The organism is Autumnicola musiva (assembly GCF_031846585.1).
Taxonomy (GTDB): domain Bacteria; phylum Bacteroidota; class Bacteroidia; order Flavobacteriales; family Flavobacteriaceae; genus Autumnicola; species Autumnicola musiva.
Map to the genome: position 1 here is coordinate 49,397 of NZ_JAVRHK010000001.1, position 25,030 is coordinate 74,426.

The following is a 25,030-nucleotide window of genomic DNA, read 5'->3' on the forward strand; positions in this document are numbered from 1 at the left end:
ATTTCCCAAAAAGGGTGTCGATTTTTCTCTATCTTAAGCAGTAAATGCTGTAGCCATAAAACTTCTGAATTTCACCTTAATCAAGCTGTGCCTGTTCTTTACAGCGGGAATACTTTCCGGATTCTATTTGTCCCCGGCCAGGGAAATAATTTTTGTTATTGCCGGTATAGGATTTGTTCTTTTCCTGTTCTCTTATTTCAGGGCACATAAGAACATTTTTCAGGATGCTTTCTTCGGAATAACCTCCTGTATATTCTTCTTCATTATAGGTATCTGTACTGTTTTTCTTCATAATCCTGAAAATCAGCCGCAGCATTATGTAAACATTTCTAAAGAAGATATCCAACCGGAATTTCTTGAACTTAAAATAGAAGAAAGGCTAAAAGACGGATTTTATACTGAAAAATTTATCGGCAGGGTTATTTCCGGAAATCATTCACTCCGCAAACCAAAAGGTAAAAACCTCCATGGAAAAATCCTTCTGAACATTGAAAAAGATTCAACATTAACTTTAAAGGTGGGACAGCATATTTTGGTGCCCTGCAAACTATCTTCATTTGCAAAACCACTCAACCCATATGCTTTCGATTACGGAAAGTATATGAAGCAACTTGATGTTTTAAAACAAGTGAATTTATCCGCAGAAGAAGTTTATACCTTAAATATTGAAGAATTAAACCTGAAAACTGTTGCCGCCGGCCTGCGGGAAAAAAGTATAGAGCGACTAAAAGATCATGCATTTCCCAGCCAGGAAATGGCTATTATTCAGGCGCTCATTTTAGGGGAGCGCAGGGATATTTCCGGCGAAGCTTATAAAAATTATGCTGCTGCGGGCGCAGTGCATATTCTGGCAATTTCAGGCCTGCATGTGGGAATTATTCTGCTCATTCTCAACTGGATTTTAAAGCCTGTAGAAATATTACAAGGAGGAAAAACTATAAAATTACTGCTTATCCTCTGCGGGCTGTGGAGCTATGCTTTTGTTGCAGGTTTATCCCCTTCGGTTATACGCGCGGTAAGTATGTTCTCTTTTCTTGCCGTCGGAATGCAAATTAACAGAAGAACGAGTACCATGAACACGCTTTTTATGTCGCTGCTCGTGTTACTTCTTATCAATCCGTTTTACATTTTACAGGTAGGTTTTCAGCTGAGTTACCTGGCTGTATTTGCCATTATCAGCATCCAGCCAGAATTGTACCGAATATTTCAGCCTGAAAACCGGCCTGTGGATTATCTGTGGAAAATCCTAAGCGTAAGTATAGCCGCGCAAATTGGGGTGTTCCCGCTAAGTCTTTATTATTTTCACCAGTTTCCCGGCTTGTTCTTTATAACCAATCTGGTGATACTTCCTTTTTTAGGATTAATATTAGCCGGAGGAATTCTAATAGTTTTACTGGCACTCCTGAATATTTTACCCGAACCTGTTGCTGAAATTTATGGATATTGCATTTCCCTTATGAACGACTTTATAAACTTTATCGCAGGAAATAAAGCCTTCATTTTCAGTGACATTTACTTTACCAGGTCCATGGCAATAGCCGCATATTTTCTTATTGCTGCAGGAATTATTTATGTTTATAAACAGCGTTACAGGACTTTAGTTATGCTCCTTTCCGGAATTATACTCCTGCAATGCCTGCTAATTTTTAATAAGGCTGAAAACAGCAATTCCGAATTCACGGTTTTCCATAAGAACCGGAATACCCTGCTGGGATTAAAACATGGTAATCAGCTGAAAATTTCCCATTCCGATTCACTGAATCCTCAAAATGAACCTTTTCTGAAGGAATATCTGGTAAACAACAAAATTGAAAAAATTGAATATGAAAGTCTGCAAAACATCTATTCATTAAACGGAAAGCAACTTCTTGTATTAGATAGTACAGCGATTTATAACATTCCAAATCTCCATCCGGATATTCTCTTACTTACCTCCTCTCCACAGTTAAATCTGGAAAGACTAATTGCTGAATTTCATCCGGAAATTATTATTGCAGACGGAAGTAATTTTAAGTCCTATGTAAAAAGATGGAGAAAAACCAGTAAGCACAAAAAAATCCCTTTCCACTATACGGGTGAAAAGGGAGCTTTTCAACTCAACTAATTAATACTTAATTTTTAAACTCACCCACGAAATTCTCACGGTAGTCAGAAAAAGCGGACTGACTGGTAAGTTTTTTATGATCGTCTTTGGCAAACATTTTCAGGAATATTTCCAGCTGTTCCGGGGTCCTGTAACCAACAATTGGCGCAATAAGATCTCCGTCTTCCGCAAAAAACACGATTGTTGGATATCCGGAAATCCGCATGGCACTGGCAAACTGATGCGTACCATTTCTTCCGGTACGGGAAGCGTCGTAATTGGGATTGGTAAAAGTCATGTCCTTATAATTTATAGTACCTTCCCCTTCAGCATTAAATTTTACCGGATAATAATGCTTATTTACATATTCCACCACATCTTTATTGGCAAAGGTATTCCTGTCCAGTAATTTGCACGGGCCACACCAGGTGGTGTAAGCATCCATAAAAATCTTCTTCGGATGCTTTTTTTGAGCCTTGAGGGCTTCATTCATCGTCATCCATTTAATTTCCTGTGCCTGTATCACTCCGGCAGAAAGTACTATCAAACAAGCGATTATTCTAAACTTCATAAATTTTTCCTCTTCTAAAATCAAAAAATGTTCCTAAATAACTAACGCTCTCATATGCCCATTATTATATCTGTTTGGTTTCAGTATAAGTATCTTCAGGAGAGCTTAGGAAAGACCGCTAACAACCCTCCTGCTGGCACTATGAAAATTTAGAAAGTGGATAGATAAAAGAATTAACCATACATACTAACTTTTATACCTTCAGCTACATTAACGTTTACGGTTTTTGTTGTTATTGCCTTCTTCATTAATTATCTCTTCATCCCCCAGTTCAAATTTCTCCTGTTGGGGCAAATCCCCTTCATTATCTTCCACTCCATGAGTAAGCCTTTTCAATGGTTTCAACAGCAATATGACTAAAATTCCAAAAATTGCGGTAAAAATTGTAATTCCCCAAAATGTTTTATATTCCATATCGGTTTGCACCTCTTCAACCACAAAATTACCACTGTAGCCACTCCTATCTTCTGCCTGTTTAAAGTCAATTAATACGTGATAAGGATCTTCTACAGTAACATTTTCTTCCTGAAGGATTTCCACAACCTCGTTTGTCCTCTCTTTATTTTTAAATTGGATATAATCCAGAACAGGTTCTCCTGTTTGCATTTCCAACACATGCAATTCTCCATTTTCTTCATAAACTTCTCCAGCTAATCTGAAATCTTCCTGATTTGAAACCACTGAATCATTTAACTGAAGGTTCTGAGTCATTTCAGAATCACTGGCAACAAGATTAACTACCATAGGTTCTCCCTGAGAAAATTCACCAATAACACCCGCTACTTTATTTCCCAAACCTGTTGCAGCAAAATAAACTCCCATCATTAAAGAAGCATATTTTACAGGTGCCAGCTTAGTAATAAAAGAAAGCGCTACCGGAGAAGAACACAATTCCCCAATAGTATGCAGCAAATAAGCCAGCACCAGCCAGAACATAGCTGATTTATGCTCGTAAGGAACATAATTTTTAGCTGCCATAGCCATAAATATGAAACCAAGCCCCATTATAACAACTCCTGTGGCCATTTTGAAAATGGAAGAAGCCTCTTTACTTTTTAACTTTCTTCTGGCCCAGAAATTAGCTACAATTACACCAAAAATAATTATGAAAAGAGCATTTAGAGACTGAAACCAGGTAGCAGGCACCTCATTCCCAATTAACGGCAGTGAAAAAGGAATCCTCCTGTCGGTTTTATCGAGGGCATAAATGTTCATTAGCCCCCCCGCCTGTTCAAAGGCTCCCCAAAAAACAACTACCAGCAGGAAAGAAAGAATCATTACCACATAACGATCCTTCATCACCTGCGAGGTAAGGTCTTTATAAACCATCAGCATTAAAGCAGTTACCAGTGTAAGGAAAATATAAAGCAATCCGTAAGGCAGAGATTCAAAGAAGAGGTAGTAAAGTGACCCAAGCATCAAAATTGAAGTGATAACCAGCTGCAAAGGAGATTTCAGCAAATCTTTAAACATTCCGCCAAGAGAGGCACCTTCATCACGTTCAGTACGGGAAAGCAGGTTTCCAACATTCCGCAGGTATTTTTGTCCCCACATATAAACAATAAGCCCCAGTGCCATAGCTATTCCGGCTAGTCCAAAGCCCCAGTGCCATCCAATATTTTCTCCCACATATCCCACAATCAAACTGGAAAGGAAAGCCCCCAGGTTAATCCCGATGTAAAAAATGGTAAAGCCTTTATCCCGGCGAATATCACCTTCTTTATAGAGACCGCCCACCATTGTAGAGATATTGGGTTTCAGCATTCCTACCCCGGCAATAATTAGTGCCAAGCCTAAGTAGAATGCCCACATTTCTTCAACAGCAAGTATTCCGTGGCCTGCAACCAGTACGATCCCGCCAATAAGGACCGTTTTCTTCTGTCCTAAAAGTTTATCTGCTATAATCCCACCGGGAATTGAAGCTACATAAACCAGCATGGTGTACCAGCCGTAAAGTGCAATTGCTTCCCCACCTGTCCAGCCCAAACCGGCATTACCACCAGTTGTGGCACTTACCAGATAAAGAACAAGAATAGCCCTCATCCCGTAGTAAGAGAAACGCTCCCACATTTCGGTAAAAAAGAGTATATAAAGTCCTACCGGATGTCCAAATAATTCCTTTTGCGGTGCCGGGGTTGCTGAATTTGCCATTTATCGTGTGTAGTTTAATTTATTGTATTGGTATTATCTTCCTGCATTCCTTCTTCCAGAAGATTTTCTTTTAGGAAATTTGTCATCTTGGTATAAAGATGAAGTCTTGTATTTCCACCATAAATCCCGTGGTCTTTATCAGGATAAATTGCCCAGTCGAACTGCTTGTTTGCCTGTATCAAGGCTTCAACCATTCGCATGGTATTCTGAAGGTGCACATTATCATCTCCTCCCCCGTGGACTAACAGGTAATCCCCTTTAAGTTTTTCCACATGATTAATTGGAGAGTTATTATCATATCCTGAAGCATTTTCCTGTGGCGTGGTCATATATCTTTCAGTATAAATACTGTCATAAAACCTCCAGCTAGTTACCGGCGCCACCGCTATAGCCATAGCAAACGTATCATTGCCCTGAAGAAGTGCATTGGAAGACATAAAACCTCCATAACTCCAGCCCCATATACCTATACGGTTTTTATCAATATAACCTCTCTCTCCAAGCTTTTGTGCCGCCGCAATCTGATCCTGTACTTCATATTTACCTAATTCCAGTTGGGTGATTTTTTTAAAATCGGCTCCACGGAATCCTGTCCCCCTGCCATCAACGCAGGCAATAATAAAGCCTTCATCTGCCAAAAGCTGGTACCAGTAATCATTGGTGTTAAAATAAGTATTGGAAACAGATTGCGAGCCAGGACCGGAATACTGGAACATTAGCAGCGGATATTCTTTATTTTCATCAAAATCCTGCGGCCGGATCATCCACATGTTCAAACCGTTTCCGTTCACTTCTATCGTAGAAATTTCCTTTGGAGAGAAATTGTAAGCTGCTTCTTTTTCCAGCAAATCTGAATTATCTCTGATCTCCCTTAGCAGTTTCCCATCTTTAGCCCGGTGAAGGGTATAGATATAAGGTGTGGAAGTATTGGTGAAAGAATTAATGAAATAGGTGAAATCAGCACTAAAATCGGCACTGTTTGTTCCTGTTTTATCCGTTAGTTTCCTTTTACTTTTCCCATTCGGCTTTATAGAATATACCGTCCTGTTCACACTACCCTCTTCGGTGCTTTGGTAATAAATACGGTTATTTTTTTTATCAAAACCGTAATAATCTGTTACTTCCCAGTCTCCTGAAGTTACCTGGTTAATCAGATTACCATTTTCAGCATAATGGTAAATATGGTTGTAACCATCTTTCTCACTGGTCCAGATAAAGCTGTTGTCTTCAAGAAAAGTAAGGTTGTTGGTTATATCAATATAAGCCTTGTCCTGTTCGTTCAGCACCACTCCCTTAGAATTATCTGTAGCATCAACAAAAATAAGGTCAAGATCGTTCTGGTGGCGGTTAATCACCTGCACGCTTAGCAACATTGGTTTTGTCGTCCATTTTATACGCGGAATATAAAAATCTTCATAGTCTCCCAGTTCAACTTTTTCACTTTCTGCGGAAGCAAGGTCGTACATGTGCAGGGATACTTTTGAATTTTCCTCGCCTGCTTTTGGATATTTAAAGGTATATTCTGAAGGATATAAACTCTGCCCGAAAATGTCCATTGAAAATTCCGGTACATTAGATTCATCAAACTTCAGATAAGCAATTTTTTCTCCGGTGGGATTCCACTGAAAAGCTTTTACGAAAGCAAATTCTTCTTCATAAACCCAATCGGTAATTCCGTTGATGGTTTCATTTTTCTTTCCGTCAAACGTTACCTGTGTCTCATTTCCTGAAGGAATGTCATAAACATAAATATTGTTTTCAAACACATAGGCCACTTTGGAAGCATCGGGAGAAAATGTTGGCTCCTGGACCATCTTACCGGTTAATTTAGTCAGGCTTTTATTAAAATCGTAGATATAATAAATGCCTTTGCTGGAACGGCGGTAAATCTTCTCAGGATTGGTAGAAAGCAGCAGCTTATTTTCTTCCGCACTTAACTCAAACCCCTGGAAAGAAGAAATACCTTTAAGTGCTTCGCTACTTAACATAGTGCGGACTTTTTCGCCAGTACTGTACTTATAAACATCGAGAGTAGTGAGACCGGTATTTCTATCGCGATTCAGGACAAGATATTCTTTGCCGTTTTGCAGGGATTGAAGAGACTGCAAACGCTCCTGCCTAAAAGTACCATTCCATATTTCTTCAAGGGTAATTTGCTTTTCCTGAGCGTAAATCATTGAGGTTGTAAACAGTAGAAATGTGACAACCATTTTAGAGAACTTCATAAATTTTAGAAAATATTTATTGACTGCCAAGTTTACTAAATTTTCAGCAAAAAAAGTAGCCGGGTTGTGTTAAATACTAATGATTTGTTAAAGAAAAAATCGCGCCAATCTTGCTTTCAAGAGAATAATCTTCCTTTTATGCATCTCAAAATAACAATCGTATCTTTGTCTTTTATCAAAAACAATAAAAATGAGCCAACCTGTAACAGGTTTTTCAAAGCTTAATAAAGAAGAAAAAATTGAATGGCTAAACAGTCATTATCTTCAAAACAGCCCTGATGCAATTAAAGTCCTAAAGCAATATTGGAATGAAGATGCAAAGCTTCAGCAACTTCATGAGGAATTTACCGAAAATACACTTTCTAACTTCTACCTTCCATTTGGTGTTGCCCCAAATTTTCTTATTAACGGGAAATTAATGGCTATTCCAATGGCAATCGAGGAAAGCTCTGTGATTGCCGCAGCAAGTAAAGCCGCCAAATTCTGGGGTAGCCGGGGCGGTTTTAAAGCCACGGTTATTAACACCAAAAAAATAGGCCAGGTTCATTTTATTTATACCGGTGAAAAAGAAAAACTAAAGCGATTTTATGATTATATAAAACCCGTATTATTAGATTCGGTCCGTGATATTACCCAAAATATGGAAAAACGCGGTGGTGGCGTGCTGGATATCGAGTTACGAGATAAAACCGCGGCATTGGAAAACTATTATCAGCTGCACTGCTATTTTGAGACAAAAGATTCCATGGGGGCGAATTTTATAAATTCCTGCCTTGAAAAATTTGCTCATGTTTTTCAGGCTGAAGCTGAGAATTGGAAAGAGTTTACTTCAGAAGAAAAAGATATCGAGATTCTGATGAGTATTCTTTCCAATTATGTTCCGGAATGCGTTGTTAGGGCTGAAGTAAGCTGCCCTGTGGAGCAACTTTCCGAAGAAAATGGAATGAAGGGGGAAGAATTTGCTCAAAAATTTATACGCGCTGTCCGCATCGCCGAAATAGAGAAATATCGTGCCGTAACCCACAACAAAGGTATCATGAACGGGATAGATGCGGTGGTGCTTGCTACGGGAAATGATTTTAGGGCAGTGGAAGCAGGAATACATGCCTATGCTTCAAAAAATGGCACCTACACCAGCCTCACGCATGCCGCTGTGGAAGATGGTATTTTCAAATTCTGGATGGAAATACCGCTGGCTTTAGGTACTGTTGGAGGTTTAACCAGCCTTCACCCATTAGTAAAACTGGCACTGGATATGCTACAAAATCCTTCTGCACGGGAATTAATGGAAATTGTAGCCGTGGCCGGACTTGCTCAAAATTTTGGCGCTGTACAATCTTTAATTACCACCGGAATTCAGCAGGGGCACATGAAAATGCACCTTATGAATATTCTTAATCAACAACAAGCCACTCCTGAAGAAAAGCGAATTATAGTGGATTACTTTAGAAAAAATACCGTTTCCCATAGCAGCGTAATCACACAACTGGAAAAACTGAGACAGCAATGAAAAATTTTTACAGCAACGGCAAATTACTTATTACGGGAGAATATGCGGTGCTTAAAGGAGCAAAAGCTTTGACGGTGCCCACAACATTTGGCCAGGAAATAATAATTGAAGAAATAAGCACAGGAAATATTTACTGGGAAAGTTTTGATGATAATGGCAAATCCTGGTATAGCGGAGCTTTTGAAGTAAACAACAATGAAATAAAATGCACCTCTGAAAATCTCAATTCTGAAGTTACTCAACGCCTGGTCCAAATTTTGCAGGCAGCACATCAATTGAATCCTGCCGTTCTTGAGCAATCTGGTTTTAAGGTGGAAACAAGACTGAATTTTGACAGGAACTGGGGCCTGGGCACCTCGTCTACCTTAATCAATAATATTGCCCAATGGTTCAGGATTGATGCTTTTGAACTGCTGAAAAAAACGTTTGGAGGCAGCGGATTTGATATTGCCGCAGCACAAAGCAATGTTCCCGTAACATATCAAATTGGCAAAAATGAACGACAGGTTTTAAAAGCACATTTTAACCCCGCTTTTAAAAGCGAGATATTCTTTGTTTATCTTAATCAAAAACAAAACAGCCGCCAGGCCATTGCACATTTCCGGAATCAGCCTCAGGAGAATTCAGATGTACTTATCGATAAAATTTCAAATCTAACCTTACAATTTATAGAATGCGCTGAACTTTCAGAATTTGAAATGTTGATGGAAATTCATGAAACATTAATTTCAAAGGCTGTTCAGCTTCCGAAGATAAAAACACAGCTTTTTAAAGATTATCCGCGGAAAATAAAAAGTCTTGGAGGCTGGGGAGGCGATTTTATAATGGCTACAGGTGGCGAGGAAGAAAGAGAATATTTCAGAAAAAAAGGTTATACTATTATTTTCAATTATGAAGATATTATTCTGTAAAAAATAAAAGCCTCAGTAAAAATCAGAAATTCAGCAATAAAAAAACCTCCTGACGGAGGCTTTTTTATAACTATAGTCTATGATTACTAATAAAATTTAGCCCTATTATCTTCAATTTCAGCTTTCTTTTTTAAGGCTTCAAAAACCCTTGAACCTGCTGTTTGTCTGCGTTGGGCAGTCTCCTGCTGGGCAACTGCATTGTAAGAATTCAATCCAGGAGCTTCAGTCCGGTTAGTAACTTCAAAAACATATACCCCTTTCTCGCCAGCAACTGGTTTACTTACCTGGCCTGTTTCAAGTCCAAATGCCGCACCAACAACTTCAGGTTCCCTACCCGCACCAGCTAAAGTTGGGCTGGCCAGGTTAATTGCATTGGCTGTCTGCACGATTACATTTTGATTTTGAGCAATTTCCTGCAGAGAATTGGAACTAATTTGCTGTTTTATAATTTCAGCTTTCTTGCGTTTGGTTATAATCGGGATTACACGCGAGGAAGCTTCCTCTACACTGGTTAATCCGGCTTTATTTTTTGCAGTTACCTGAGCAACCACATACCCGTTTGGCGTATCAAAACGTTTAACATCTCCAGATTTTACATCATCCTGAAAAGCCCATTGTATTACATTACGTTGTGCTCCAATACCGGGAAGATTTTCATCCAACGCCTTTACGCTTCTTACTGTTCTTACCTGATAGTTATTGCTTTTTGCCTGTTCAGAAAAGTCATTTTCCCCGGCAGCTATCTGGAATTTTGTGACTTCATTAAACAAATCGTTTCTTGATCTTTCAGAAGGTTCAATTTCCTTGGCGATAGTTGCGATTTTAACGGCCTTCTCTTCTTCTGTTTGCTCGTCTATGGAAATCACATGATAACCAAGATCGGTTTCCACAACTCCAATATCTCCTTCTTCATTCTCAAAAACGTAATCTTCAAAAGCGGGAATCATCATTCCGGGAGAAAAATAACCAAGGTCACCTCCCTGTTCCTTGTTGGAACGGTCTGACGAAAACTGAGAAGCAAGTTCAGCAAACTTTGACTGATCATTTCTTACCACTCCGGCGACACTATCGGCCAAAGCCTGTGCTTCTTCTTTTGTTCTTGTTACCTCAGGATCAAATTGTGTTCCCTGGAAAGTCACGAGAATATGGCTAGCTTTTACAGAATCCGGCATTTGCCTTGTCTCAAGCAACTTAGAAACTTTCCAATAACCATCTTCCTCATAAGGGCCAAAAACATCGCCTTCAGAAAGGTTATAAATTTCATCTGCTATTCCCTGCGGAAGATCATTTTTGAAAACAAACTGGTTGTTAAATGGCAAATCTGAATACTGACTTACAAAATTCTCTACATCATTAGTATTTTCGAAACCTGCTACAGTATCATTTGCTTTTGAAGCCTGGTTATATTCAACACTGTTACCCATCAGGTCTGTAAGAGCCTGTTTAGCTTCAGTCCTGTCATCAGAAGAAGGTGCTTCTTCAAAGAACACATACTGCATATTTACAGATTTTTCCGTTTCAAATTGTGCAGAATGATTTTGTATATAATCCTTTATTTCAGATTTGCTTACTTCAACCTCATCATCAGAAATTGAAGAATAAGGAATCTGCACGAACCGAAGGTCAATATTATCATTTTGCATCCTGTAAGCCTGTTCTGCTTCGGTAAGCGTTGCTCCAACCCCGGCACTAATCATGTTAAGATACAGGCTCTGGCGTGCAGTTCCAGCCATATTTTGAGTATACTGTTCCCACTGTGCATAGGCCTGTGGAGAAGTAGCCCTCAAATTGGCCACATATTCCCTAAGCCTGTTTTCATCAAAAACGCCTGCTTCATTTACAAAATTGGGATTATTGGACATTTGCGCCTTAATCATTTGAGTGATTTGATCTTCCTCTGCCCTTAAACCAATCTCTTCAAGCTGGTTTTCAATGATGATTTGTCTTAACTGCTGGTCCCAAACACGGTTGGCGGCCTGAATGGTACTAACGCTCCCCCCGCTGTTACGTTGAAGTGCTTCTACCTGTCTTGCAAACTCCTCCCTGCTTAGATCTTCACCGTTTACAGATGCGATTGTGTTCTGTGATTTCTGGGAAGATAAGCCCCCGTTACGAATCACATCGGCCAATACGAAAGAAAATAGTGCCAATGCAATAATCACAATAAGGAAAACAGAACGCTGTCTGATTTTATTTAATACTGCCATCTTTAATTGTTATTTATCAAAATATAGTGGGCGAAAATAGTGTTTTTAGCCTAATTATAAAACTTATAATTAGCAAAATATTAACTAGACTGGATTAATCGACCGGTTTAATTTTCACCTCTATAAGTTCAATTTTGGTATTGGAAACTTCAAGAATGCGGAATTCAAAATCTTCTATTTGCAGGACCTTGCCCTGTTCCGGGATCTCTTCTGTATGATGTACAATAAACCCTCCCAGTGTTTCATAATTTTCACCTTCCGGAATATTGAGCTTGTAGGTTTCATTTACATAATCCACCTCTGTGCGGGCAGAAAATTTGTAATGATCATCATCAATTTTTTCCTCTATAAGAATAGGAGAATCATGCTCATCTTCAATTTCGCCAAAAAGCTCCTCCACAATATCTTCAACGGTCATCATTCCGCTGGTGCCGCCATATTCATCTATAACCACTGCAATACTCTTTCTCTTTTTGATAAGGATATTCAGCACATCTTTTACCCACATCGTTTCCGGCACAAAGATAACCGGCAACAAAATTGATTTTATGGATGATGGTTTTTTAAAAAGTTCAAAAGAATGAACATAACCAATAATATCATCTATGGTTTCATTATAAACTAAAATTTTTGAAAGACCGGTTTCTGTAAATTTTTCAATTAGACCTTTGGGATCTTCTTTCTGGTTAACTCCAATAATCTCTGTCCTGGGAATCATTACTTCCCGGGCTTTGATATCTGAAAATTCCAGGGCATTCTGAAAAATCTGAATTTCTGAATCCACTTCTTCATCTTCTTCAACCGTCTCCATTTGTTCGCTTATAAAATTCCCCAGCTCTACCTTACTGAAGGCAAGCTGCACTTCATCCCCTTCGGTTTTAAAGAAGCGCTTCAGCACAAGATCTGAAACCCAGATCACAAAAGACGAGACAAAACTGAACAACATATAGAAGAAGTAAGCAGGTACCGCAAAAAACTTCAGCATATTATTGGCATAGATCTGAAAAAAAACTTTGGGCAAAAATTCTGCAGTAAGCAGAATAATTAAAGTGGAGATTATTGTTTGGGTGAAAAGACTAAGATCTACAATAAGATAATTAAGAAAACTATCTTCCGCAGTTTCTATCCCGACCAGCCAGTTCATAAGCAAATCGCCCATAAAAAAACTGTAAATTACAAGGGCGATATTATTGCCCACCAGCATAGTGGCGATAAATTTGGATGGTTTTTTGGTTAGCCGCTTTAAAACCTTGGCCAAAAAATCGTTCTGGCGCTTTTCAATTTCAATATAAATCTTATTGGAGGAAACATAGGCGATTTCCATTCCCGAAAAAAAAGCAGAAAATAAAAGAGAAAGAACAATAATTAAGATTTCTACATCCATAGGGATTATTCTTCGTTGCGGTCTTTATACTTCTGCCTGAAACGTCTTTTAAAAAAGAACATAAATACTGCTATCAACACGAAAAACAGAAAAATATATGCGCGGTTTCGCTCAGTATCCCAAATTCTAACGGCTTCGAAAATAAAAAAAGCTGCAAATGCCAGATAGGCAAACTCAAAAAACTTGAAGTATTTACTCATCCTCTTCTTCTGTTTCATCTAAAATCTGGACACCTACATTGGTCCTTGAACGGAAATTACCGAAATTCTGGTTAGAATCAAAACCCTGGCCCTGATTTACTCCACCATCGGGAAATCTTATAGTATTAGGCCTGTCTGTAAAAACCCAGCTTTTATTCTGATCCCAATACAACTGGCTTGCTTCCAGTTGTGTACTGTCACTTGTAACAATCACCACATTACCTCTCAAATCAATCAACCCGGTTTCATCGTAGATTATCCCATAATCTGAGGTAATGGTATTTTTCTTATTGTTTTCATCAAAAAATTCTACCTCCAAACCGTCAGGAAATTCCCTGAACGGAAAATTTTTGTTGGTATAATCGTACATCTTTGGACTTCTAAGGATAGCCACCAACCTGCCGGAATCGGTAAATTTAAGATTAAGCCCCTGAGCGACAGCCTGCGGAGAATCACCCTGCATATCCATTTCCCTTACTTCGTTAAGATTACCCTGGCATGAAAAAAGCATTGTCACGCCTATAAGCGTGACAATGCCTGAAATTATGTGATTATATTTAAATATCATATTACATTTGAGGGATACGAGCTGTCTCGCCAATCCAACATCCTATCTGGATAGCCTCCCCGGCACTTCTACCTGCCTGGAAAACATCAGATTTTTGAGGCGCTCTACCACGGTAGCTCGCAGCAGCCTGATTTGCATTATCGGAGATAGAAGGATCTACCCTTGCAGCTCTTGCTGCATAATCTGCAGCTAACCAGTAAACAGCTCTTTTAGAAAATGCATCGTCACCACAATTGTTCGCACTTTTAGCAATCATGTTTGCAATTTGAAGGTAAGCTGTACCCATAGAAGGTCTTGCATTAAGCGCTTTTCTATAGAAGTTTCTTGCCTGACTAAAGCTACCTCTCTCCTGGTAGTTATTGGCAATTCTATAATATATCCTTGCCTGATCGCTAGGATCTTCTTCAAGCTCGGCAGCTTCATTATAGTACTCTAAAGCTTTTGTCCTGTCCCCATCAGCCTCTGCCAACTGTCCTAAAGAATACGCAGAATTTGCAGAAGGTTGCAACTGGTGCAATGCTTCAGATACCTGGAAGAATAATGGATCTTCGGTACAATCTTTAGCAGACAATCTTGCATTGGCATTTTGCAGCCATTCTACGTTTGCTTTGTTTTCTTCAAAATTTTCTTTGTAAAGAGGAACAAGGTTATCACAATCTGCTCTTGCTCCAAGCTTGGCATTTAATGCATTTTTAACTGCATTATAGTTGCCAAGATTAATTTCAGCATATTTTATTTGTGACTCTTCTTTTGAGGTAAGTTCCTCCCCGGCTTCCTGCTTTTCTAAAAGAGGTGCTAAATTTTCAGCTGCATCATTTTCCTCTTCCTCAATTTTAGACATTACCTTATCATAAATATCAAATACATCCTGAAGTTCCCTTTCTCCTGCATCCTGCATTTCCACCATCAGGTCAAAATATGCATAAAGGCCTTTTGCACTTGTAAAATTTTCACGGTCTTCTGTAAAGGCTTTATCAAACGCATTATAAAGATCTTCTTTTGTACCTATTTTATTATCATACTGAAGCTGAGCGATATCACCATAAACTTTCCCCTTACTGGTTTTTTCAGGATAAAGTTCCAGCCTTTTTTCCCATACGGAAGTTAGTTCATTAATATATTGCTTCTTTTCAGCATCGGCAGATGCCTTTTTAATTTTATCTTCAAGCACTCGTTCAAGATACTGGTATGTTGCCAAACTGTAATCCGGACACTTTTCCATTACATTTTTAAGGGGCTCATATGCCGCATCATAATTCTTTGCTTTTGCATCATCATAAGCCAAAGCCGCCATAGTAGGGCAATTGTTAGATTGTGCACTTAAAGCACCGGACCCTAATAATGCACCGGTAATTAATGCTATAAATCTCGCTTTCATTTTTACTTGTTTATATTGGTTAATTAAATCTTCTTCTTTCGAACCACTTATCATTTAAAGATAATCCTATGGATATCTTAAAATAATCCTCCTGTATAAGTCCCGAAGATGTTGTACCGCGCTGTCCATACTCTACTCCAAGATTTAAGTTGGAGAATTGTGCTCCTACAGGTAAGCCAACTCCAAAAGATATGCCAAACTCATTTACACTTTCTCCGTTAAGATTAAGGCCGGTCTCCTCATATCGCATTCCGCCGCGGTAAACCACTCTGCTAAAATAACTTGTAAAAGAATTATATCTCGGAATAAAAAAGCCTCCTAACCTGTATTGTGCCGCATCTTTATACACAGCATCATCGGTAACCGAATTAAAAAGAAAAGAACTTCTCCCAATACCATTGTATTCTGCACCCACAAACCATTTTCTGGGTTTTCCTATTCCCGCCCCCAATGTATATTGTTGCGGTAATGCAAATTCTGTATCATCCACATCCAGTTCCCTGGATTCCACAATAGCTTCTCCACTGGAAACAAATGCAACAGTAGAAAGTTCCCTGAAGTTTTCTGAAGTCAAATTAACTTCAGGAGCAAAAGTACCCGCTACATGAAGTTGCAGATCTTCTGAAACCATTGCCTGGTAATCCACACCAAAGTTAAAGCTAAAGCCAAGAATATCGGACCGACTGATGTCCCTTGTACCAAACTGGATACCTTCACGACTCACGGTTCTTCTGTTTTGAAAATTTCCGAAGTTATAATTGGCATCAATCCCTACACTAAAATTTTTATTGATCTCATAACCTGCTGAAAGGAAAACTTTATTCATTCCCCCACGCCCATTAAGCCTGCTGGCAACATCTTCATTAATATCAAGAATGCGATATCCCACAGAGGTGTAAGGCACAAGCCCTAGTCCAAATCCCAGCCGATTGCTTACGGGAATTCCAATCCCCAGATAATCCAAAGTAGAAATTTTCGAATTATCCTGCTCTTCCTCAGTTTTCAGTTTGGTACGTTGATGGCTCCCCCCGAGAGAATAAGTTGTAAGTCTTAACCTACCGTAAGAAGCAGGATTACGAAGGTTTAGATGTATACTGTCTGAAAAGATACTCAATCCTCCCATAGAGCGGTTTTCTACCGTTCCCTTAAAATTAGTAAGTCCTATACCGTAGTATGAATATGGAGAAGAAACATTCTCCTGTGCAGCCGCCAAAGCGGAAGAAAGAATAGCGACGATTACTATAAATCGTTTAATCATTGATTTTTATTAAATTCTAAAATATGGTTTAATCCTTCCAGGAGAAAATTTGAGTTCGCAAATATGCTATTTTTTAACCTCATAGACAAAATTTGCTGATCCCCACCTGTAAAAATAACTGTTAAATCTTCATATTTTGAGCTATAGGCATTTATCGTCCCATCAATCTCAGCAGTAATACCGTTAATGACACCAGACAATATGCTGCTTTTTGTAGAATCTCCAATCATTTTAACATTTCCCTCTGCACTTAATAACGGTAAATTTGCGGTAAACTTGTGCAGTGCCTTAAATCTCATTTCCAAACCCGGGGAAATGGCGCCACCCAGATATTCTTCTTTTTTATTTTTAAAATCGAAAGTAATGCAGGTACCGGCATCAATAACCAAAACATTTTTATACGGAAAACCCGCAACAGCCGCCGCCACTAAAGCTATCCTGTCTTTTCCCAAAGTGTCCGGAGTTGCATAGCAATTTTTAAACGGCAGAGCAAGATTTGAGGAAAGCTGAAGAAAATAGAAGTTTTCCTGAAGCAAACTTACCTCATCTTTTACCTCTTTTATTACGCTGGAAAGTATAGCCGCACCTGTTTTAGGATAACTATTCCTGATTTCTAAAATTTTTTCCGAAAAATCTGACATTGGAAATATAGTTTTCACCAGCATCTCAGTTTCCTGAAAAACAGCCGCTTTCACTAAAGAATTCCCAATATCTACTACTAAATTCATGCTTTAAAAAGTAAAGATGCTAAAATACAAAAGCATTTTTTTAAAATTTCTTTTGTCAGTTACTAAAATTGAAATTATATTTGCCACCGCTTTCAAAAGCAATTGGTGCCTTAGCTCAGTTGGTAGAGCAAAGGACTGAAAATCCTTGTGTCCCTGGTTCGATTCCTGGAGGCACCACCTTAAAACCCCGGACTTTTTAGTTCGGGGTTTTTTAATTTTATCCTTTTATGAAATGAATCTTGATCCAGTATCATCCATCAACCCCAGGATCACTCAAAAATCCTTTCTCAATTCAGACAGGATTAAATGAGTAGTAGGTTCCCCAAAGGCTATAAGCTTGTCAATAAACTGCTGGAGATGAAGTTGATTTTTTAATGCCACCCGCAAATGAATATTTTGCTGCCCGGTAATCCTGAAAGCCTCCTGTATTTCGGGATAAGAATTAATTTCTGAAATCGCAGTATTAAATTTCCCGGTGAAAATCTTCAACATTATAAAAACCTCCAAGTTATTTCCCATTAGGTTCTGATCAACATCCAGGCTATAGCCTCTTATTACACCAACATCCTCCAACTTCTTAATCCTTTCCCTTACAGATGATGGGGAGAGAAAGATTTTCTTGCCTATATCAGCAAAAGAAGTCCTGGAATAATATTTCAATAATCCTGAGATCTAATTCGTCTACCATTGTTTCGGTGGTTTATTTTTAAAATTAGCGTTTTTATATAAATATTTTTGCATTATACCATTGATTCTAATGCTATTTAAGCTTTTCACTACTTAATTTTGATCCACCTAAAATTGATATTTTTATGAATCCAGAGCTTCTAATACTGCTTGGAGTAGCTATATTTATTGGTTTTTTTGTTCAGACGGTAGTTGGATTTGCCGGTTCCCTGGTAGCCCTGCCAATATTGTTGCTGGGCCTGAAATTACCCGATGCCATTGCCTATATTTCAATATTTTATCTATTTTCCAGTGCTTTTATGGTATCAAAAGAATGGAAGAACATTGATCAAAAAGTTATTGGCAAACTCACCTTAGCGTCAGTAATAGGGGTTGTTATAGGTATTATCGCACTAACTTACACCAGGCCCGTGATTTTACAAAAGGCCCTTGGAGTTTTTATTCTTCTATATGTAGCATATACAATTCTGGGTAGAAAAGACGTCCGTCCTGGCAATAAAACAAGTACGGCTTTTGGAATATTAGGAGGTTTTTTCTCAGGCGTATTTTCCACCGGCGGTCCGCTCTACGTAATAGCTGTAAAAACAATGTGATGGATATTAAAATTTTCAGGGCAACAATGATTGGAGTTCTGGCTCTTGTAACAGCTATACGCATTCCCACCCTGGCCATAAGCGGTGTCTTAAATGCAAACCATGTTAAAACAAGCCTCATAATATTTCCCGTTTTTCTTCTGGCTCAGTTTTTGGGAAAACGCGCATTTACAAAGATAAATGAGAAATTGTTTAAAAATATTTTATTAGCACTTCTCTGTCTCTCAGGTGTAGCTCTTTTTTTTTGATATTAACAACAAATATTTTTCATTTGATTTTATGCCGTATTTCAGTCATTCCCATATCCTGGAAATCCCCGACAAAATCCTGGGTTGGCAGTTTTCGATTTATAAAGCTTCTCTTTTATTAGGCTGATTTGTGCTCCCCACCTACTTTATCATCTAATAATACCTTCTCCTTAACCAGAAAGCCACCTGCACAAGGAGAATAAGCGCAGGAACCTCGATTAGCGGCCCTACCACCCCGGCAAAGGCCTGGCCAGAATTTAAACCGAAAACAGCAATAGCAACAGCAATAGCCAGTTCAAAATTATTCCCTGCAGCGGTAAAAGAAATCGCAGCATTTTTATCATAATCTGCTCCCATGGCTTTACTCACAAAAAAGCCTATTAGGAACATGAGCGTGAAATAAATCAACAATGGCACAGCAATTACTATAACATCCATGGGAATTTCCACAATAAGCTCGCCCTTCAGGGAAAACATAAGGACGATAGTAAAGAGCAAAGCCATGAGTGTAAGTGGTGAAATTGCAGGAATAAATTTTTCTTCATACCATTCTTTACTCTTTAATTTAACCAAACTAAACCTGCTAAGAATTCCTGCTAAAAACGGAATTCCAAGGTATATCGCCACGCTCTCAGCAATTGTTGCGATAGAAATATCTACAATAGCACCTTCAAAGCCAAATAACGGCGGTAATTCGGTTATAAAAAGCCAGGCATAGAAACTATAGGCGAAAACCTGGAAAACGCTGTTCAGGGCTACCAGCGCAGCGCCGTACTCACTGTTTCCTTCAGCAAGATCATTCCACACCAGCACCATTGCAATACAACGAGCGAGCCCAATTAAAATTAACCCGACAAGATATTCGGGATAATCCTGAAGGAAAATCATGGCAAGCGTAAACATTAACACAGGGCCAATAATCCAGTTGAGCAACAGGGAAATGGATAGAATCTTTATATTCTGAAAAATTTTAGGCAGCAAGCGATAATTCACTTTTGCGAGAGGCGGATACATCATTAAAATCAGCCCAACTGCAATTGGCCAGTTAGTGGCACCACTACTGTAGGAATTGATTTGAGCGGGTACTGAAGGAAAAAAATACCCCAGGCTTACACCAACAGCCATTGCCAGAAAAATCCAAAGTGTAAGATAGGTGTTTAAAATCCCCAGTTTCTTAGTTCCTGCAGGCATAGAATTAATATTTGACTGATATAGAAGAGAAAACATACTTCATCTCTGCCGCAATTTGTTCACTTCTTTCCCGATATTTTTGATCCTGCTCCGGAGTGTTATCAAACTCTTTTGGGTCTTCATATTTTACCGCAATCCGTTTTTCGGCTCCCGGAATAAAAGGACAGGTTTCATCTGCATGAGAACAGGTCATGACGGCCGCAAAATTCTTCTGCGGATTCACTTTATCATCATATTTTTTGGAAAACATTTTTACCGGAGTTAATTCTTCAGCATAAAAAACAGAGTATAGCGGGTTTTCTTCTCCTTCCGCAACAATTTTAAAACCTGCGCTCTTTATAGCTTTAACTGCGTTTTCATTAAAAGCGGTAACCTCTACTCCGCCGGAAAAAGCCTGAACAGGAATATCATAAAACTGCCCTATCCCCTGTGCCCAAATTTGCGCAAACTGGCTCCTCCTTGAATTATGGGTACAGATAAAATTGATATTTGCCACCTCCTTTTTCGTAGCTTTCTCAGCAATGTACTCGATAAGAGGAGCTAAAATTTTCTTTCTTTCTTCTGAAACTGAAGAGACCTCAAAAGCTTCAATTTTTTGCTGAAGTTTTGGTAAAATCTTATTTCTTGCTTCCATATCTATAGCGTTAACAGCAGCCGCTGCCGGGTTCACAAGATGATGACTGTAATTCACTCATTTTCATCTTTGGTTTTTCCTGTACACCACATTTATCTTTGGCAAGGCAATCGGTTTGTTTATTCAGTAACAGAAAATCTTTACCATCAAACCCCAAATCATATTTTCCGATGGTTTCCCTCTGATATTCCACCTCAATTTCCAAATTTCCCAATTCCAGCAGCTTTTCTGAAAGTTCAATAATAGAAATGAGCTTTTCGGGATGCAGCCGGTGATCGTAATCACTTGCTTCCCATAACTGAAAGTTGGCTATTTCTTCCTCTCTCAGCGTTCCGCCACAGTCAATAAATTTATTGCTGATTTTGCCTATTTCTGTGACATGAAAGTGCCGGGGCACTAAATTTCCATTCGGCAGTTTAAATGCTATTTGATCAAGCTGAACCAAATACTCTTTGATTTCTGATATTTTCATAATTTACATCTATTGTTTTATCGCAATATTACGATATACTTATTCAAATTTTTTTAGCAACATTCTTCTGAAGCAGAAACCTGCTGGTCCAGAAAATCCCCAAACAGCTTTTTAATTTCTCCCCAGCGCACTGCATCTATACAATAGCACACGCGCGTACCCTCAATATTTCCTTTTATCAATCCAAGATTTTTAAGCTCCCGGACATGTTGTGAAATAGTAGGTTGCGCCAAACCAATTACTTCTACAAGGTCTCCACAAACACAATTTTGGGTTTTAATGAGATGCTGAAGAATGGCAATCCTGGCTGGATGGCCAAAAACTCTGGAAACCACGGCTAATTCATTTTGATAATCGGTGAATATTTCAGATTTAGTAACTCCCATTTAATTACGTTATATTGCAATATTACAATAAATATTTCAAAGGTGATAAATTATTAAATGAAAAAAGGCCATCTAAAATTAGACGGCCTGATTCAGTATTTTAATTTTTTTGAAAATTAAGAAACAGCTTTCAGTTTATTAATAGTCGATTTATTCAGCTTTTCTTCAGCGTATTCAGCATCTACCACCAGTTTGTTTTCATTGCCTTCCGGCATTTCAAACATAGCATCAGTTAGAATAGCCTCACAAAGCGAACGTAATCCTCTTGCACCAAGCTTATACTCCACAGCTTTTCCAACTACATAATCCAAAGCATCTTCGGTCATTTCAAACTCTATATCATCCATCTCAAAGAGTTTTTTATACTGCTTCATGATGGCATTTTTGGGCTCGGTAAGAATTGCGCGAAGGGTATCTTTATCAAGCGGATTCATATAAGTAAGGGCAGGAAGACGCCCGATAATTTCAGGAATTAAACCAAAATCTTTTAAATCCTTCGGAATAATATATTTCAGCAAATTGGTGCGCTCTATGGTATCTTCACCCTTGGAGGCACTAAAACCAACCGCCTGCATATTCAGCCTTTTACTAATATTTCTTTCAATTCCATCAAATGCTCCACCAGCGATAAACAGGATATTTTCGGTATCCACCTCAACAAACTTCTGGTCGGGATGCTTTCTTCCTCCTTTCGGCGGAACATTAACTGTGGTTCCTTCAAGCAACTTCAGCAAAGCCTGCTGCACACCTTCCCCGGAAACATCTCGTGTTATAGAAGGATTGTCGCTTTTTCTGGCAATTTTATCAATCTCATCTATAAAAACAATACCACGTTGTGCCTTATCAACATTATAATCGGCAGCCTGAAGCAAACGTGTAAGAATACCTTCCACGTCTTCCCCAACATATCCGGCTTCAGTTAAAACAGTAGCATCAACAATTGCGAGTGGCACATTAAGCATTCGTGCAATGGTCTTTGCTATAAGTGTTTTTCCCGTACCGGTTTCCCCAACCATAATGATGTTACTCTTCTGGATTTCTACATCATCTTCAGAATTTGGCTGTAACAGCCTTTTATAATGATTGTAAACGGCAACTGACATTACCTTTTTTGTGGCTTCCTGGCCAATAACATATTCATCCAAGAAAGCTTTAATCGCTTTAGGCTTGCTAAGCATCAAATCTGATGATAGTTCTTTAGCATCTCCCTGGCGGGATTCCTCCAGAACTATTCCGTGAGCCTGTTCTATACATCTATCACATATATGTGCATCAAGCCCGGCAATAAGTAAACTCGTTTCCGGCTTCTTCCTTCCGCAAAATGAACATTCTAAATCCTCTTTACCCATTCTTTTGGTTTTCCTATTTGTATTTCAGGTTCTTTTATTATAATATAAAAAAGAAATCCTGAATTCCAATTTATCCTTCTCTCTGTAAAATTTCATCAATCATTCCGTATTCTTTAGCCCTATCGGCTTTCATCCAGTAGTCACGGTCACTGTCTTCATGAACCTTATCGTAAGACTGTCCGGTATGCTTGGAGATAATCTTATATAATTCTTCTTTTAAAAGCAAGATTTCACGAGCGGTGATTTCAATATCACTTGCCTGACCCTGGGCTCCTCCCATAGGCTGGTGAATCATCACTCTGGAATGAGGCAATCCACTTCGTTTTCCTTTTTCTCCCGCACATAAAAGTACAGCTCCCATAGAAGCCGCCATTCCTGTACAGATAGTTGCCACGTCCGGCTTAATGAACTGCATTGTGTCATAAATTCCCAGTCCGGCATAAACGCTACCTCCAGGGGAATTTATATAAATTTGAATATCCTTAGAAGAGTCGGTACTTTCCAAAAATAACAGCTGCGCCTGGATAATATTTGCAATCTGATCATTAATCCCGGTACCCATAAAAATGATGCGGTCCATCATTAAACGCGAAAAAACATCCATTGCCACAGCATTCATCTGGCGTTCTTCAATAATGTTGGGTGTCATACCCGTTGGTGGAGTCACCGTACTCACCAGTTTATCATAGTACATACTATTTACTCCATGATGTTTGGTGGCATATTTCTCAAATTCTTTTCCGTAATCCATCAATTATATTTTTTATGTTTTTCAATAAAACATCTATTTAAAAATATCAGCCAATAAAACTTTAGTCTCAAAGTTCAATTGGCCTTGCTTTAACCCGAAAACCCGGGTTCATTTTTACTAAAAAAGGCGCTATACCAAATGGTTTAACGCCTTAAAGATAAGTATAAATTATAAAAAAGGCCTACTCATATATTTCTTTCACGAATTCCTCGTAAGTCACTTCTTTTTCATTGAATTCCATGTTTTCTTTATAAAATTCAAGAAGCTTCTCATTCATCAACTGCTCTGATAAGCGCTTGGCTTCATCCTGATTAGAAAGAATTCTTGCAGCAATATCATCCAGCTCTTTTTCTGAAGGATCCATTTGACCAAATTGTGCCATTTGCTCCTTAATTTTATCTGTTGCAAAAGCTTTAAGATCTTCAAAATTAACTTCAAGATTATTCTCCTTCATTATCTTGCCTTCAATTAGCTGATACCGAAGGCCTTTTTCGCTCTTTTCATATTCTTCTGCCGCTTCCTCCTCCGTCATTGGTTCTTCTCCAACAGTGCGGATCCACTTCTGAAGAAATTCCTTAGGAAGATCAAACTGAGTATTTTCAATCAGTTTTTCCGTAACATCATTCATTAACTGCTGATCACCTTGCTGCTGAAATTGCTTTGCAGCATCTTCCTTGATCTTTTCTTTAAGCTCTGTCACCGTTTTTACCTGATCCTTACCAAAAAGTTTATCAAATAATTCCTGGTCAAGATCTGCCAGTTCCTGATGATTAACTTCAGTTACGGTAAATTCAACTTCTATATCAAGATCATTGGCTTTATCCTGCTCAATTTTGAGGTGCCCCACCAAATCATTCTCATCTTCAAAAAGACCTTTAGTCTTTAAGCTGATGGTATCACCAGCTTTAGCACCAATAAATTTATCAAGATTTTCTTTTCCTTTTACTTTTTCAAGTTCTACAGAGGTATTGTTATCTATGCCTTCTTCTTCATTTTTAAAAGTACCGGCTACAATATCACCTTCTTCAGCAGTTTCTTTAGATACCAGCTTACCGTATTGTTTCTGCATATTCTTGATCTGGTTTTCCACCATCTCGTCATCAGCAACAATTTTATAACGGGTAATTGGTTCTTTTAAATCAAGATCAACTTTAAAATCGGGAGAAAGCCCTAATTCAAATTCAAAAATGTAATTTTCTTTATCCCAGTCAAAATTTTCCTGCTCTTTTGGCAGCGGATTCCCAAGAACATCAAGCTTTTCTTCAGTAAGATATTTATTAAGCTCTTCCTGCAATAATTTGTTTACCTCGTCTACCAATACGGCTTTGCCATATTGTTTTTTGACCATTCCCATGGGCACATGACCTTTCCTGAAGCCAGGGATATTGGCATTTTTACGATAGTCTTTTAAAATCTTATCTACTTTTCCCTGATAATCGTCTTTAGCGATATCTACTTTTACTACCGCGTTTAATTCATCAATATTCTCTCTGGTAATATTCATCTTGACTTATTATAAAAATTGGAGTGCAAAATTACACTTTT

23 protein-coding genes and 1 tRNA gene are annotated in these 25,030 nt (G+C 38.5%); 6 read left to right on the forward strand and 18 right to left on the reverse strand.

Features of this window, described 5'->3' with window-relative positions:
* The first annotated feature begins 127 nt into the window (after window positions 1-127).
* The gene (locus RM539_RS00195; protein WP_311501449.1) at window positions 128-2,104 is read left to right on the forward strand and encodes a ComEC/Rec2 family competence protein; all 1,977 of its coding nucleotides are present in this window, start codon (window positions 128-130) and stop codon (window positions 2,102-2,104) included.
* Window positions 2,105-2,111: 7 nt separating this feature from the next.
* Here RM539_RS00195 and RM539_RS00200 read toward each other — a convergent pair whose 3' ends face one another.
* From RM539_RS00200 to RM539_RS00210, 3 genes are all read right to left on the reverse strand, one after another.
* Entirely contained in the window at window positions 2,112-2,654 is a 543-nt protein-coding gene (locus RM539_RS00200) for a thioredoxin family protein (RefSeq protein ID WP_311501450.1), read from the reverse strand.
* A gap of 210 nt (window positions 2,655-2,864) precedes the next feature.
* Window positions 2,865-4,805, reverse strand: coding sequence for a peptide MFS transporter (locus tag RM539_RS00205; protein WP_311501451.1), 1,941 nt, complete (start codon window positions 4,803-4,805; stop codon window positions 2,865-2,867).
* A gap of 14 nt (window positions 4,806-4,819) precedes the next feature.
* Entirely contained in the window at window positions 4,820-7,030 is a 2,211-nt protein-coding gene (locus tag RM539_RS00210) for a S9 family peptidase (RefSeq protein ID WP_311501452.1), read from the reverse strand.
* A gap of 190 nt (window positions 7,031-7,220) precedes the next feature.
* Between RM539_RS00210 and RM539_RS00215 the strand changes: the two genes are divergently transcribed.
* Both RM539_RS00215 and RM539_RS00220 read left to right on the forward strand, forming a co-directional pair.
* Entirely contained in the window at window positions 7,221-8,540 is a 1,320-nt protein-coding gene (locus RM539_RS00215) for a hydroxymethylglutaryl-CoA reductase, degradative (protein WP_311501453.1), read from the forward strand.
* Window positions 8,537-9,451: a GYDIA family GHMP kinase gene (locus RM539_RS00220; RefSeq protein ID WP_311501454.1), complete on the forward strand. Its 915-nt coding sequence runs from the start codon at window positions 8,537-8,539 to the stop codon at window positions 9,449-9,451. Before RM539_RS00215 ends, RM539_RS00220 begins: the two co-directional genes overlap by 4 nt.
* An 86-nt stretch (window positions 9,452-9,537) precedes the next feature.
* Here the strand turns inward: RM539_RS00220 and RM539_RS00225 are convergent, their stop codons facing one another.
* From RM539_RS00225 to RM539_RS00255, 7 genes are all read right to left on the reverse strand, one after another.
* Window positions 9,538-11,658, reverse strand: a complete 2,121-nt coding sequence (locus tag RM539_RS00225; protein WP_311501455.1) for a peptidylprolyl isomerase — start codon at window positions 11,656-11,658, stop codon at window positions 9,538-9,540.
* Between the two features lie 94 nt (window positions 11,659-11,752).
* Window positions 11,753-13,042, reverse strand: a complete 1,290-nt coding sequence (locus RM539_RS00230; protein WP_311501456.1) for a hemolysin family protein — start codon at window positions 13,040-13,042, stop codon at window positions 11,753-11,755.
* A 5-nt stretch (window positions 13,043-13,047) separates the two neighbouring features.
* Window positions 13,048-13,242, reverse strand: coding sequence for a hypothetical protein (locus tag RM539_RS00235; RefSeq protein ID WP_311501457.1), 195 nt, complete (start codon window positions 13,240-13,242; stop codon window positions 13,048-13,050).
* Complete coding sequence (lptC, locus tag RM539_RS00240; RefSeq protein WP_311501458.1) at window positions 13,235-13,810, reverse strand: LPS export ABC transporter periplasmic protein LptC; 576 nt, start codon at window positions 13,808-13,810, stop codon at window positions 13,235-13,237. The genes RM539_RS00235 and lptC overlap by 8 nt, the downstream gene beginning before the upstream one ends.
* A gap of 1 nt (window position 13,811) precedes the next feature.
* Complete coding sequence (locus RM539_RS00245; RefSeq protein WP_311501459.1) at window positions 13,812-15,188, reverse strand: tetratricopeptide repeat protein; 1,377 nt, start codon at window positions 15,186-15,188, stop codon at window positions 13,812-13,814.
* A gap of 19 nt (window positions 15,189-15,207) precedes the next feature.
* Complete coding sequence (gene bamG / locus RM539_RS00250; RefSeq protein ID WP_311501460.1) at window positions 15,208-16,446, reverse strand: BamG family beta-barrel-assembly machinery protein; 1,239 nt, start codon at window positions 16,444-16,446, stop codon at window positions 15,208-15,210.
* A complete protein-coding gene (locus tag RM539_RS00255; protein WP_311501461.1) occupies window positions 16,443-17,174 on the reverse strand; it encodes a type III pantothenate kinase in 732 nt (243 codons plus the stop codon). Before RM539_RS00255 ends, bamG begins: the two co-directional genes overlap by 4 nt.
* Window positions 17,175-17,278: 104 nt before the next feature.
* Here RM539_RS00255 and RM539_RS00260 point away from each other — a divergent pair.
* Window positions 17,279-17,351: transfer RNA gene (locus tag RM539_RS00260), tRNA-Phe, on the forward strand.
* Between the two features lie 96 nt (window positions 17,352-17,447).
* On the opposite strand, the gene RM539_RS00265 is transcribed toward RM539_RS00260, so the two are convergent.
* A complete protein-coding gene (locus tag RM539_RS00265; RefSeq protein ID WP_311501462.1) occupies window positions 17,448-17,834 on the reverse strand; it encodes an Lrp/AsnC family transcriptional regulator in 387 nt (128 codons plus the stop codon).
* 152 nt (window positions 17,835-17,986) lie between these two features.
* Here RM539_RS00265 and RM539_RS00270 point away from each other — a divergent pair, with 152 nt between their 5' ends.
* Window positions 17,987-18,454: a sulfite exporter TauE/SafE family protein gene (locus RM539_RS00270; RefSeq protein ID WP_311501463.1), complete on the forward strand. Its 468-nt coding sequence runs from the start codon at window positions 17,987-17,989 to the stop codon at window positions 18,452-18,454.
* Window positions 18,454-18,702, forward strand: coding sequence for a hypothetical protein (locus RM539_RS00275; protein WP_311501464.1), 249 nt, complete (start codon window positions 18,454-18,456; stop codon window positions 18,700-18,702). The genes RM539_RS00270 and RM539_RS00275 overlap by 1 nt, the downstream gene beginning before the upstream one ends.
* A 153-nt stretch (window positions 18,703-18,855) precedes the next feature.
* Here the strand turns inward: RM539_RS00275 and arsB are convergent, their stop codons facing one another.
* From arsB to tig, 7 genes are all read right to left on the reverse strand, one after another.
* Entirely contained in the window at window positions 18,856-19,893 is a 1,038-nt protein-coding gene (gene arsB / locus RM539_RS00280; protein WP_311501465.1) for an ACR3 family arsenite efflux transporter, read from the reverse strand.
* A 4-nt stretch (window positions 19,894-19,897) separates the two neighbouring features.
* Window positions 19,898-20,584 carry a low molecular weight phosphatase family protein gene (locus RM539_RS00285; protein ID WP_311501466.1) on the reverse strand — a complete coding sequence of 229 codons (687 nt, stop codon included), beginning with the start codon at window positions 20,582-20,584 and terminating at the stop codon, window positions 19,898-19,900.
* A complete protein-coding gene (locus RM539_RS00290; protein ID WP_311501467.1) occupies window positions 20,538-20,999 on the reverse strand; it encodes a DUF6428 family protein in 462 nt (153 codons plus the stop codon). The genes RM539_RS00285 and RM539_RS00290 overlap by 47 nt, the downstream gene beginning before the upstream one ends.
* 53 nt (window positions 21,000-21,052) lie before the next feature.
* Window positions 21,053-21,385 (reverse strand): ArsR/SmtB family transcription factor, encoded by a 333-nt coding sequence (locus RM539_RS00295; protein WP_311501468.1) that lies wholly within the window; start codon window positions 21,383-21,385, stop codon window positions 21,053-21,055.
* A 116-nt stretch (window positions 21,386-21,501) separates the two neighbouring features.
* Window positions 21,502-22,734, reverse strand: a complete 1,233-nt coding sequence (gene clpX / locus RM539_RS00300; RefSeq protein WP_311501469.1) for an ATP-dependent Clp protease ATP-binding subunit ClpX — start codon at window positions 22,732-22,734, stop codon at window positions 21,502-21,504.
* Window positions 22,735-22,804: 70 nt separating this feature from the next.
* Window positions 22,805-23,485 carry an ATP-dependent Clp endopeptidase proteolytic subunit ClpP gene (clpP, locus tag RM539_RS00305; RefSeq protein WP_311501470.1) on the reverse strand — a complete coding sequence of 227 codons (681 nt, stop codon included), beginning with the start codon at window positions 23,483-23,485 and terminating at the stop codon, window positions 22,805-22,807.
* A gap of 181 nt (window positions 23,486-23,666) precedes the next feature.
* Entirely contained in the window at window positions 23,667-24,989 is a 1,323-nt protein-coding gene (gene tig, locus RM539_RS00310) for a trigger factor (protein ID WP_311501471.1), read from the reverse strand.
* Window positions 24,990-25,030 lie beyond the last annotated feature (41 nt).